General features: G+C 61.1%; 8 protein-coding genes and 1 pseudogene. 4 read left to right on the top strand and 5 right to left on the bottom strand.

Annotated elements, in window-relative coordinates:
• Positions 1 to 13: 13 nt before the first annotated feature.
• On the top strand, positions 14 to 1042 hold the full coding sequence (locus tag ICY20_RS27490) for an apurinic/apyrimidinic endonuclease family protein (RefSeq protein ID WP_159961077.1): 1029 nt from the start codon (positions 14 to 16) through the stop codon (positions 1040 to 1042).
• A 137-nt stretch (positions 1043 to 1179) separates the two neighbouring features.
• Here ICY20_RS27490 and ICY20_RS28535 read toward each other — a convergent pair whose 3' ends face one another.
• The 3 genes and pseudogenes from ICY20_RS28535 to ICY20_RS27480 form a co-directional block, all read right to left on the bottom strand.
• Complete coding sequence (locus ICY20_RS28535) at positions 1180 to 1884, bottom strand: methyl-accepting chemotaxis protein (protein ID WP_437182539.1); 705 nt, start codon at positions 1882 to 1884, stop codon at positions 1180 to 1182.
• A gap of 198 nt (positions 1885 to 2082) precedes the next feature.
• Positions 2083 to 3039 (bottom strand): annotated as a pseudogene (locus tag ICY20_RS28530) (cache domain-containing protein); the annotation flags it as partial.
• A gap of 218 nt (positions 3040 to 3257) precedes the next feature.
• Positions 3258 to 6995, bottom strand: a complete 3738-nt coding sequence (locus ICY20_RS27480; RefSeq protein WP_194939160.1) for a bifunctional nitrate reductase/sulfite reductase flavoprotein subunit alpha — start codon at positions 6993 to 6995, stop codon at positions 3258 to 3260.
• Positions 6996 to 7538: 543 nt separating this feature from the next.
• Between ICY20_RS27480 and nirB the strand changes: the two genes are divergently transcribed.
• Positions 7539 to 10079, top strand: coding sequence for a nitrite reductase large subunit NirB (gene nirB, locus ICY20_RS27475; protein WP_194939159.1), 2541 nt, complete (start codon positions 7539 to 7541; stop codon positions 10077 to 10079).
• Positions 10079 to 10420 carry a nitrite reductase small subunit NirD gene (nirD, locus tag ICY20_RS27470; RefSeq protein ID WP_159961085.1) on the top strand — a complete coding sequence of 114 codons (342 nt, stop codon included), beginning with the start codon at positions 10079 to 10081 and terminating at the stop codon, positions 10418 to 10420. Before nirB ends, nirD begins: the two co-directional genes overlap by 1 nt.
• Here the strand turns inward: nirD and ICY20_RS27465 are convergent.
• Positions 10406 to 10975 (bottom strand): TetR/AcrR family transcriptional regulator, encoded by a 570-nt coding sequence (locus ICY20_RS27465; protein ID WP_194939158.1) that lies wholly within the window; start codon positions 10973 to 10975, stop codon positions 10406 to 10408. The genes nirD and ICY20_RS27465 overlap by 15 nt on opposite strands.
• A 140-nt stretch (positions 10976 to 11115) precedes the next feature.
• On the opposite strand from ICY20_RS27465, the gene ICY20_RS27460 reads away from it, so the two are divergent.
• Entirely contained in the window at positions 11116 to 11787 is a 672-nt protein-coding gene (locus tag ICY20_RS27460; RefSeq protein ID WP_194939157.1) for a glutathione S-transferase, read from the top strand.
• Here the strand turns inward: ICY20_RS27460 and ICY20_RS27455 are convergent.
• Positions 11744 to 12400: an aspartate/glutamate racemase family protein gene (locus ICY20_RS27455; RefSeq protein ID WP_194939156.1), complete on the bottom strand. Its 657-nt coding sequence runs from the start codon at positions 12398 to 12400 to the stop codon at positions 11744 to 11746. The genes ICY20_RS27460 and ICY20_RS27455 overlap by 44 nt on opposite strands.
• Positions 12401 to 12468 lie beyond the last annotated feature (68 nt).

Here is a 12468-nt window from a genome sequence, read left to right as displayed (position 1 = left end):
GCCAGGCGCTCCCATGACCCACCCTCGCATCGGCTTCGCATGCCAATACAAGCATCCCGAACGCCTGCTTTCGGCCAGTGCGCTGAAGTTGATCGAAGGCCCGTTCAACCCGCGTACCACCACGTTGCGCTGGATGGACGGGGTCACGCCGCAAGTGGCCCGCGACAAGCTGGTCGAGGTGGTCACCCATAACCTCGCGGCGCAGTTGCGCTTGCTGGCCTATGTCGCCACGCTGCCGGCGACCTTGCGGATGTTGCGCCTGAGCAGCGACTTGCTGCCGTTCTACAGCCACCCCAAGGTCGCTGCCTTCTACACCGACCCGGCCATCGTGCGGCAACTGGAGGAAGGTTTTGCCGCGATTGGCGAGTTGGCGCGAGCGTCGGATATCCGCCTATCGTTCCACCCCGGCCAATATTGCGTGCTCGGTTCAGAAAACCCCGGTGTGGTGGAAAACAGCCTGGCAGAATTTGAATACCATGCCGACATGATCCGCATGATGGGCTACGGCCGGCAGTTCCAGGATCTTAAGTGCAACGTGCACATCGCCGGGCGCCTGGGAGTGGAGGGTACCCGTGCGGTATGGGCGAGGCTTTCCGAAGTGGCGCGCAACTGCATCACGTTCGAGAACGACGAGAAGACCTACGGCCTGGACCACTGCCTGCAAGTCGCCGACCTGGCGCCAGTGGTGCTGGATATTCACCATTGCTGGATCAACGAAAACGACTACATCGACCCTCACTCAGAACGGGTCGCGCGCGTGATTGACAGCTGGCGCGGCGTGCGGCCGACCATGCACTACTCCCAGCCGCAGGAAGTCTTGCAGGAACTGGGCTTCGACGCCGAGCACAAGCTGGAAATGGAACCTCTGTTGCAGGTGATCTCCAAGCGCGACCTGTACGCCCACAGCGCACAGATGTGGAACCGTTGGACCAACGATTACGCGCTGCAGTTTTTCGATCGCTTTGACATCATGCTCGAAGCCAAGGACAAGAACGTCGCCGCGCTGGCGTTTTATGAGCATTTGAAGCGGCGCTCGAGTTAGCAGCAAGGGGGCCTCATACACCGTCATCGCAGCACGGGTATCTACACCGCTATCCAAATTCTTCTAGCGCCTGACACTCCGCAATCGGGGGCAAGCCCCCTCCCACCTTTGACCGCATTTCAAGCGGTCAGGTTTGATCAGGACTTGAACCGCCCCACCAACCCATTCAACTCATCTGACAGGTTCGACAATCGCCCCGAGTCGTCCTGTGCCGAGTTGGCCAGGCTTTCCACCAGTCGCGCTTCGTCGTAGATCTGTTGGATATGCCGGTTGATCTCTTCGGCCACGCTGTGCTGCTCCTCGGCGGCGGCGGAGATTTGCAGGTTCTGGTCGCGGATCTCGTTCACCGACAGTTGGATACCTTCAAAGCTGTCCCGTGCGCTTTCGATGGATGACACGCTGGCCCGTGACAGGTCCAGGCAGCTGCCCATTTTTTGCGTGACTTCCTGGGTCTTGTTTTCCAGGGTGCCGAGCAGTTGTTCGATTTCGCCGGTGGAGTCGGACGTGCGCTTGGCCAGGGCGCGCACTTCGTCGGCTACCACTGCAAAACCACGGCCTTGATCGCCTGCGCGGGCGGCTTCGATGGCGGCGTTGAGGGCCAGCAGGTTGGTCTGTTCGGCAATTGCGCGGATGGTGCCGAGGATCTGGTTGATACTGCGGCTACCGGCCTCCAGTTCGACCATGGCCTGGGACGACTCTGTCAGGCGACGGCCCAGGCGGTTGACGTTATCGGTGGTGACTTCAATCTGCTGCTTGCCTTCAGCCACACGCCGGTGGCCGTTCTCGGCGGATTCGGCGGCGCCGCTGCACGAGCGCGCCACCTCGTTGGCCGTGGCGACCATTTCGTTGAACGCGGTAGACACCAACTCCACCGCCTCACGCTGACGCCCGGCGGCTTCGTTCATGTTATGCGCCACTTCGCTGTTGACCTTCGAGGCGTTCTGCAAATTGGTCGATGCAGCGCCGATATGCTGGATCAGTTGGCGAATCGCCGCGAGGAACTTGTTGAACCAACCGGCCAGCTCGGCGGTTTCATCCTTGCCTTGCACCTTAAGCTCATGGCGCAGATCGCCTTCACCCTGAGCGATCGATTGCAAACCGGTGCTGACCTGGCCAATGGGCTTGACGATCACTTTGGAAAACGCGGCGGCGATCAGCCCGAAGATCAACACCAGCACCGCGACAATCGCACTGGTCAGGTAAGTCATGCGCGTGGCTTCGGCCATCACCTCGTTGTATTCAATCAGCCCCACATAACGCCAGCCCAGGCCGGGCGAGGTCCAGATATTGGCCATGTAGCGCACGCCATTGATCACCACGTCAGTCGAGCCTTGAGCCGTGTTGGCCAGGTGCGCGTAGGGCTCGCCGAGGTCTTTGAGGGGTTTGAAGTTGTGGCCGGCGTCACGCGGGTCGACCAGTACCACGCCGTCCTCGATCAACATCACGTAGCCGCTTTCTCCCAGCTTGATGCTCTTGAGCAGTTCGGTGAGGTTTTTGAGCGATACGCTGACCACAAACACGCCCTTGGGCTTGCCGGTGTTATCCAGCAGTGCCCGGGCAGTACCCACCAAAGCCACATCGTCTTTGTCGTAGTAATACGCCGGGGTGCGCACGGTCTTGCCGGGGCTGGCCATGGCAGCTTTGTACCAGGGGCGGGTGCGCGGGTCGTATTTGGACAGTTGCGGGTCATCGGGCCATTTGGCGTAGGTGCCGTCTTCGAGGCCGATGGACAGGATCGCGGCAGCGGGGTGGGTCGCGCCGTAACGTGAGAAGTGCTCGATGACCCGTTGTGCCTGCGCCGGCATCGGTTGGCTGGCGGCGTTGGCAGGTTGGTAGTCTTTGAGGCTGTCAATTGAAGTGTATACAGGATCGGCTGCCAGTTGATCGACGTTCTGCAAGGTTCCATCAAAGAACTGGCGGATATTGCCATCGATCTGACGAATCTCCCGCGTGCTGCCGTCGATGAACTGGTCCACCGCCTGGGTCCGTGTGTTCATGACGGAGATCACCGCCACCAGGCTTACCGGGATAAACGCGACAGAGACAAAAGCCAATACAAGCTTATTTTTTATTTTCATCGAGACGACCATCAGCTAGAGGGCGGCCAGACCGCCTGAGGCTTGGCGATCTGCTATCACTGTTGTTTCGGCCCGGCATCGATAAATCTTTAGGGTTTTTTGTACACAATACAAATAGGTGATTGTTCTGTATCCAATCAGTACACATCACGCAGATAGCGCTTTTGCTCGCTCAGTTCTCGCCAATACGCCTCGGCGCCCTCAACCCCAAGCCCGCCGTGGCTTTGCGCGATGTCACGCAGGGCCTGGTCGACATCTTTAGCCATACGGCTGGCATCGCCGCAGATATACAGCTGCGCACCGTTTTGCAACCAGCGCCACAGCTCGGCGCCGTGTTCGCGGATGCGGTCCTGCACATAGATTTTCTCGGCTTGGTCGCGGGAGAACGCCAGGCTCAAGTGCGTTAGCAGGCCGTCGTGTTGCATGCCTTGCAGTTCGTCCTGGTAGTAAAAGTCAGTGTTGGCGTGTTGTTCGCCGAAGAACAGCCAGTTACGCCCCTGATGACCTTGCGCGCGGCGCTCCTGCAAGAAACCTCGGAACGGCGCGACACCGGTGCCGGGGCCGATCATGATCATCGGCACGTCGCCGTCGGTGGGTGTGCGAAAGTGTTTGGAGGGCTGCACGAACAGCGGCACGTCGCTGTCGCCGGCGCGGTCGGCCAGGAAGGTCGAGGACACACCTTTGCGCTTGCCGTAGCGCACGGCAGACACGGTCAAGTGCACGTGCTGCGGGTGGGCCTTGGCGCTGGATGCAATCGAATACAGGCGTGGTTGCAGGCGTTTGAGGGTGCCGAGCAGTTCTTGCGCCGAACAGTCGATGGGGTATTGCTGTAGCACATCCGCCAGTTGGCGGCCCCAGAGCCAGTTCTTCAAGTCGGCTTTGCGCTCAGGTTCCAGCAAGTGTTTAAGGTCGCAATTACGGCTGCGCTCGGCGATAAACATCAGGGTGTCTTGGCTGGGCCGGGCGATTTCGAAGTGCTGGGTCAATGCCTGTTGCAGCGGTACTTCACCAAAGGTGTCGATGGTCACGCAGGTTGCACCGCCCAGGCGTGTAAGGTCGAGCAGTTCGCTGACCAGTTCAGGGCAGTTGCGCGGCATCACCCCCAGTGCATCACCGGCTTCGTAGGTCAGCTCGGAGCCGCCAAGGTCCAGGGCAAACTGACGCGTATCCTTGTGGGCGCTGTGGGGGTTGAGCCTGCGGTTGAGTACCAGTGAACAACCTTCCAACTTGGTTTTGCCTGGCGGCTTGGCGGGCGCAAGGGGCTTTGTCGGGGCAAGGATTTGTTGCAGCTGCGTGAGCCACGCGTCGGCGCGCTCTTCGAACTCGGTGTCGCAATCGACACGCTCCAGCACGCGTCTGGCGCCCAACGCCAACAGACGCTGGTCAAGTTGTTTGCCGTGGTTGCAGAACTGGTCGTAGTTCGGATCGCCCAGCGCCAGCACCGCGTAGTTCACAGACTCCAGGCACGTATCGGCATGGCTGAGGCTGCGCCAAAAGCTTTCGCCATTGTCCGGCGGGTCGCCGTCGCCAAAGGTGCTGCTGATCAGGGCCAGGGTTTGCCGACTACTCAGCTTGCTCATGGGGAAGTCCGCCATCGCGCTCGACTCCACTTCAATGCCGGCATCGCGCAGGCGCTTGGCAAACCCCTCGGCCAGCGCTTCGGCGTTGCCGGTCTGCGAGGCCCACAGCAAGGTGAGGGTGGGGGCGGGTGCGTCAGTGATCACGGGTTCGGCGGGCTGTAGATCCAGAAACCGGTGGTCGATCAAATCAACTCGGCTCAAGGCAACCGCACAAAACTTGAATTCGGGCTGCAAGGAAATCGGGTCCACGGCATCGTTGGTCACCGCGTTGATCGCCAGGTGTTCACCGAATACATCGTTCCAGTGAAACGGCGCAAAACAGTCGCCGGGGCGCACGCGGTCGGTGACCACCGCGGGCAGCACGGCGCGGCCGCGTTGGGAGCGTATTTCTACCGCGTCTTTGTCCTTGATGCCCAGGTTGGCGGCGTCTTCGGGGTGCAGTTCAACGAACGGGCCGGGGTTGAGTTTGTTGAGGGTGGCTACCTTGCCGGTTTTGGTCAGGGTGTGCCATTGGTGTTGCAGGCGACCGGTATTGAGCACGAAGGGGAAGGCTTCATCGGGCATTTCCGCTGGCGACAGATGGGGGCGGGGGAGGAAGTGCCCTTTGCCGGAGTCCGTCGGGAAGGTGAGCGTGCCTTCAGCCAGGTAACGGATCGGGTTGCGGTCCGGTGCGTCGCCTGACGCGCAGGGCCATTGCAGTGGTTTGTCGCGCAGGCGTGCGTAGCTGGCGCCGCGTATGTCGTAGCCGGTCCTGGGGTTGCAGGCGCGTTTGATTTCTTCGAATACCTCGGCGGCGCAGGTGTAGGTGAAGGCGTCGGCAAAGCCCATCTCGCAGGCCACCCGCGCAATGATCTGCCAATCCGGCAACGTCTCACCAGGCGCATCGACGGCTTTTTGCATCAAGGTCAGGTTGCGCTCGGAGTTGATCATCACCCCTTCGGCTTCGGCCCACAGGGCGCCGGGCAGCAGGATGTCGGCGTAGCGGTTGGTCTCGGTGTCGAGAAAGGCGTCCTGGGTGATCACCAACTCCGCGACCTGTAAGCCTTCGATGACGGTGCGGCGGTTGGGTACGCTGGCCACTGGGTTGGTGCAGATGATCCAGCAGGCCTTGATCTGCCCGGCGGCCATTTGCTCGAACATCGCCACGGTGCCGTCGCCCGCCTGGCGGGGCAGGCTATCGGGCGGCAGTTGCCACAGATCTTCAATAAAATCGCGGTCGGCCTCCACCAGTACCGAACGTTGCCCTGGCAGGCCTGGGCCCATATAGCCCATCTCGCGACCGCCCATGGCATTGGGTTGACCGGTGAGGGAAAAGGGCCCGCTGCCGGGGCGGCAGATTGCCCCGGTGGCCAGGTGCAGATTGCACAGCGCGTTGGTGTTCCAGGTGCCATGGGTACTTTGGTTGAGGCCCATGGTCCAGCAGCTCATCCACTCGGCGGCCTGGCCGATCCAGTCGGCGGCCTTGCGGATGTCGGCTTCGGCCAGGCCGGTCAATTCGCAGACGGTGTGCGGTGGGTAGTCTTCAAGGAAGCCGGGCATGACCTCCCAGCCTTCGGTGAACGCGGCAATAAACGCCGGGTCGGTGTGGCCGTTTTTCACCAGCAGGTGCAGCAGGCCGTTGAGCAGCGCGAGGTCGGTGCCGGGCTTGATGGGCAGGAACAGGTCGGCTTTGTCGGCCGTGGCGCTGCGACGCGGGTCGACCACGATCAGCTTCGCCCCGGCCTTGACCCGGTCCATCATGCGCAGGAACAGGATAGGGTGACAGTCGGCCATGTTCGCGCCGATCACGAAGAACAGGTCGGCGCGGTCGAAGTCCTCGTAAGAGCCGGGCGGCCCATCCGAGCCCAGCGACAATTTGTAGCCGCTGCTGGCGCTGGCCATGCACAGGCGCGAGTTGGATTCGATATGGGGCGTGCGGATAAAACCCTTGGCGAGTTTGTTGGCCAGGTACTGGGCCTCCAGGGACATTTGGCCCGACACATAGAAAGACAGCGCCTGCGGCCCGTGGGTGTCGAGGATCTGCCGCAAGCGTGCGGCGGTCTCGCTGATGGCGCTGCCCATGGCCACGCGCACCGGGTCGTGGTCGCGGGCTTGGCGCACATAGGCGCTCTCCATGCGGCCGGAGTCTGCGATGGCCTGCCCGCACGTGGTGCCCTTGGTGCACAGCCGCCCGAGGTTGGTGGGGTGGGCCTTGTCGCCGATCACCTTGACCACTTTGTTGTGTTCGACCTGCATGATGATGCCGCAGCCCACACCACAATAAGGACACACGCTGCGTACGTTTTGGCTTGCCATCCGTCATCCTGTAAACAAAAAAAGGCGCCTTGCGACCCTCCGTAAAAAACGGGGATCGCACGGCGCCTTTGTCGTGAGAGGGCAGTCTGCGTTGACTGCTGATGGTTGAGTCCCTAGCAAGTCACGCGCCAGAACTGCTGCAAACAGATTCTTTGTGGCGAGGGAGCTTGCTCCCGCTCGGCTGCGCAGCAGTCGCCGGCTTTGGGGGCGCTGCGCACCCCAGCGGGAGCAAGCTCCCTCGCCACAGGGTGGTTGTGCACATTTATGAGGCGCGGCGCACCAGTGGGAGGCGTAGCTCGGGGTGTCCAAGCAGGTTTGGTAAGGCTCTGATCCACCGCTACGGGCACCTGCAGCCGTTGGCACGCCGCCTGCAAGTGTCCTTTGCATCCCACCTCGGTCAACGACGATCGACAGGCCAAAACCGGTCTAGGGCATAAGCGGCAAGACCGCATAAGAACAGGCAAAGACGCCTGGAACCGCAAGGTTTCAGGCGTTTTTTTTTGCTTTTTTTAAAACCGTGATGAGCTTCGTCGGGAGCTAACTATGAACAGCCTCAAAACCCTGATCGTCGTCGGCAATGGCATGGTCGGCCACCACTGCGTGGCACAGTTGATCGAGCGCGGTGCGTTGGAGCACTACCGGCTGCACGTGTTCAGCGAGGAGCCGATGCGCGCCTATGACCGGGTGCACTTGTCGGAGTACTTCACCGGCCGCGATGCCGAGTCGCTGGCGCTGTCTGACGCGTCGCTGTACCAGACGCCCGGCGTGACCCTGCACCTGGGTGTGCCGGTGCTGGAAATCGACCGTTTCCGCTGTGAAGTGATCACCGCTGACGGTTGCGTGGCCTATGACAAGCTCGTGCTAGCCACCGGGTCTTACCCGTTCGTGCCGCCGATTGAAGGCGCCGAAGGCGATTCGCGGCTGGTGTATCGCACCCTCGAAGATCTGGATGCCATTCGTGCCGCCGCTGCCAATGCGCGGCGTGGTGTGGTGGTGGGTGGTGGCCTGTTGGGGCTGGAAGCCGCCAATGCGTTGAAAAGCCTTGGTCTTGAAGCCCATGTGGTGGAGTTCGCACCGCGCTTGATGCCGGTGCAGTTGGATGATTTCGGCGGCTTGGCGCTTAAAGCGCAGATCGAGCGGCTGGGGGTGGGTGTGCATTTGTCCCGCGCCACCCAATCCATCAGCGCAGGCGAGCAGTATCGCTACCGCATGAACTTTGCCAACGACGAGTTTCTCGAAACCGACCTGATCGTGTTCTCCGCCGGTATCCGCGCACAGGATGCCCTGGCCCGTCAGGCCGGCCTGGAGATCGGCCCGCGTGGTGGCGTGGTGATCAACGACGAATGCAAAAGCTGCGACCCGAACATCTATGCGATTGGCGAGTGCGCCTCCTGGAATGGCAGCCTGTTCGGCCTGGTCGCGCCGGGTTACCAGATGGCCCGAGGTGTGGCCGCGTTGTTATGTGAGCAGACCGCCGAGCCGTTTGTTGGCGCCGATATGTCTACCAAGCTCAAACTGCTGGGTGTGGATGTAGGTTCCATCGGCGATGCCCACGCCCATACGCCCGGCGCACGCAGCTATCAATTTATCGACGAAGCCAGTGCCAGCTACCGCCGGTTGGTGGTGGACGCATCCGGCAAGCACGTGATCGGCGCAGTGCTGGTGGGTGATAACAGCTATTACGACACCTTGCTGCAATACATGCAGAACAGCATCGCATTGCCCTCGCAGCCTGCTGGTCTGATCCTGCCTTCGTCCTCGGGTGCGCCCACGCTGGGCCCTGGCGCTTTGCCAGAATCCGCCACTGTATGCTCGTGCCACAACGTCACCAAAGGCGCGATCTGCTCGGCCATCGACGGCGGTTGCAGCGATCTCGGTTTGCTCAAGACCCAGACCAAGGCTTGCACCGGTTGCGGTGGTTGTGCCGGTTTGCTTAAGCAGGTGTTTGAACATGAGCTGATCGCCCGTGGCGTCAGCGTGGACAAAAGCCTGTGCGAACACTTCGCCTATACCCGCCAGGAGCTCTATGCGCTGGTGCGCGTGGAAGGCATGACAACGTTTGATGAACTGCTGGCCAAGCATGGCCGGGGCCACACCGGCTGCGATGTGTGCAAGCCGGCGGTGGGCTCGATCCTGGCGTCGTGCTGGAACCAGCCGATCATGGACGCGTCCCTGGTGCCGTTACAGGACACCAACGATACCTTCATGGCCAACATGCAGAAGAACGGCACCTACTCGGTGGTGCCGCGCATCCCAGGCGGTGAGATCACGGCCGACAAACTCATCGTGATCGGTGAAGTGGCGAAGAAATATGACCTGTACACCAAGATCACCGGCGGCCAGCGTATCGACCTGTTTGGCGCGCAATTGCATGAGTTGCCTGAAATCTGGGGCGAACTGATCGCGGCCGGGTTTGAAACCGGGCATGCGTACGGTAAATCCACGCGCACGGTGAAGTCCTGCGTGGGTAGCACCTGGTGCCGCTACGGTGTGCAAGACAGCGTGAAAATGGCGCTGCTGATAGAAGACCGCTACAAGGGCCTGCGCTCGCCGCACAAGCTCAAATTCGCTGTGTCTGGCTGCACCCGCGAATGCGCCGAAGCGCAGAGCAAGGACGTGGGCGTCATCGCCACCGAGAAGGGCTGGAACCTCTACATCGCCGGCAACGGCGGCATGCGCCCACGCCACGCCGAACTGTTTGCCACCGACCTGGATGACGCCACGCTGATCCAGTACATCGACCGCTTCCTGATGTTCTACATCCGCACCGCCGACAAATTGCAACGCACCTCGGTATGGCGCGAAAGCCTTGAGGGTGGGTTGGACTTTCTCAAGGACGTGATCCTGCACGACAGCCTGGGCCTGGGTGCCGAGTTGGAAGCGCAGATGCAGTTAGTGGTAGACCGTTACGAATGTGAATGGGCCAATGCCCTCAAAGACCCGGAAAAGCTCAAGCGCTTCCGTACCTTTGTGAATGACAAACGCCCTGATCCAGACATCCATTTTGTGCAGGAGCGCGGCCAGCGTCGGCCGGTCATGGGCACCGAACTCAACCTGATTGCTGTCGCCGAGGAGATTGCCTGATGAGCCAGCCCACTTGGAAAACCGTGTGCAATGAGCGAGACCTGGTCATCAATTCCGGCGTGGTGGTGTGGCTGGACGGCGCGCAAGTGGCGCTGTTCTACCTGCCGGGGGCGCAGGAGCAGGCGCTGTATGCCATCGACAACCACGACCCGGAATCTGGCGCCAATGTGATTGGTCGCGGTTTGATCGGCAGTATCAAGGGCGACCTGGTGGTGGCGGCGCCGATCTACAAACAGCATTACCGTCTGCACGACGGGCAATGTTTGGAGGCGCCGCACCAGCGGCTCAAGGTATGGCCGGTGCGGCTTCAGGGTGGGGTGGTGGAGTTAGACATCGGCTGAGGTGGGAATAAGGCCCGCGTCCCGGTAACTCTGAACCAGTTCGTCGTACAAGCTGATGTCGGCGCGCGTGCGGGCAATCAACTGCGCGCCGGCAATCGCGGTGTAGATGGCGCGGGCGCGGCGTTCGCAGTCTTTGACGGTGCCCAACTCAGTGAGACGGGTTGTGAGCCAGGCCACGTTGAGGTCGGCGAAGGTCAGTATCTCTTGCTTCACCTCTTCGGGCAGGTCCTGGTACTCGGCAGCCATGAAGCTGGCGAGGCAAAGGCGGTTGTCGTCTATCAGTGATTGTCGAAAGACGCTTGGGTAACGCTGCAGGCAAGTGAGCGGGTCCGGCGTGTCGCTGCTGATTGCTTCGAGAACAGTGGCCGCATCTTGCCAATAACGCCTGGCTACCGCTGCGCCGAGCTCGGCTTTGCTCGGGAAGTGGTAGTAGATACTTGCGTTCTTGATGCCCACGGTTTCGCCAATGCTGCGAAAGTTGATGCCGCTGTAACCGTAATGTTGCGCCGCGACCTTGGCGGCTTGCAGGATGGCTTCCCGTGCGTTTTCGCTCACGTGCTGGCTTCTCGGTAGGTGGGGGATGGGGCGGATTCTACGCTTATCGGCTTTTACCTGCCAACTGGTAGGTATTGATTGACAGTGCGCCGCAAAGCTCGCAATCTTTGCCTACCATTTGACAGGTAGGCGGATATTCCATGACGTTCCAATCTCAACATTCCCTGAAAATCTACGACTGGTACAACGGCCCTTATCCCGCACGTGTGCGCATTGCGCTGGCCGAGAAAGGCTTGTTACCCAGTATCGAGTTCGTGTCCGTCAACCTATGGACGGGTGAGCACAAACAGCCTGGTTTTTTGGCCCTCAATTACTCCGGCACGTTGCCGGTACTGGAACTACAAGACGGCACCTTGATCGCTGAATGCACAGCCATCACCCAATACCTGGACACCTTGGACGGCAACCCGATGCTCACGGGCAACACGCCGACCGAGCAAGGGCTGATCCATATGATGACCAAGCGTGCAGAAATTGAATTGATGGATGCGGTGAGCGTGTATTTCCATCACGCCACACCCGGGCTTGGGCCAGAGGTGGAGCTTTATCAGAATGCCGAGTGGGGCATGCGCATGAAGGAGAAGGCCGTCAGGGGCATGCGTTATTTCGATGGAGTCCTGCAAACGCGGCCTTTTGTCGCCGGCGATAGGTTTTCAATGGCCGACATCGCGGTGTTGGGCGGGTTGATTTTTGCCGACCTGGTCGACCTGCCGGTGCCTGAAGAGTGCGAAGCGCTGCGTGCATGGCTGGCCGGGGTAAACGAGCGACCTAGCGTGCAGGCGTGGCGGGCGATGGTGGCTCAATCGCGCTGACGGCAATAGCCGCCAGCGCTGCCGCCAACCCGGCTGTTGCGCTGGTAAGCGGCGGCGGGCCGGCGGTGACGCGCCGGGCGGCGCCGCTCATCGAGGCTTGGGCCAATACAACCACCGAAGCGCCCTCGGCGTAGGCCTGGTCGGCGGCACTGGCGATGGTCGCCAGGTAGCCGTCAAGGTCACCCGTCTTGAACAGGTTCCAGGCACCTGGAACCAATCGCACATCGGCGCTGTGGAACAGCCGTGAGGTGGGTTCAATGGTCGTTTGCACTGCGCACAGCACCACGATGTCGCCACCGGCCTTGAGCGCGGTGGCGGCCAGGGCTTCATCGGTGCGCAGTATCGGGGCCTGAGGGGCCCGGATAGTTTCAACCACTGGGCCTAAGGTCGAGCAGGTGAGCACAACAACGTCGGCGTGTTCGGCGAGGGCAAGCAGTGCCGATGCGGTTGCCTCGGCGATGTCAGCGGTCAACTGGCCGGCGTGTTCCGCTGCCTCCAGAAGATCAGCGCGCACGTCGTGGTGCAGTACGCCTGGGCTGATGCCGAGTGCGGTGGCTGCCACGTCAAAGACGGCGATGTTGCTGGCGGCGGTATGAAGGCAGGCAATGCGCATGGGCGATGTCCAAAATTGAAAAAAGGATAGGCAAGCCCTAATGCCAGCCAGCTAAGAGTGAACACTGT

Source organism: Pseudomonas pisciculturae (assembly GCF_015461805.1).
GTDB lineage: Bacteria > Pseudomonadota > Gammaproteobacteria > Pseudomonadales > Pseudomonadaceae > Aquipseudomonas > Aquipseudomonas pisciculturae.
This window is presented reverse-complemented; position numbering and strand designations above follow the sequence as displayed.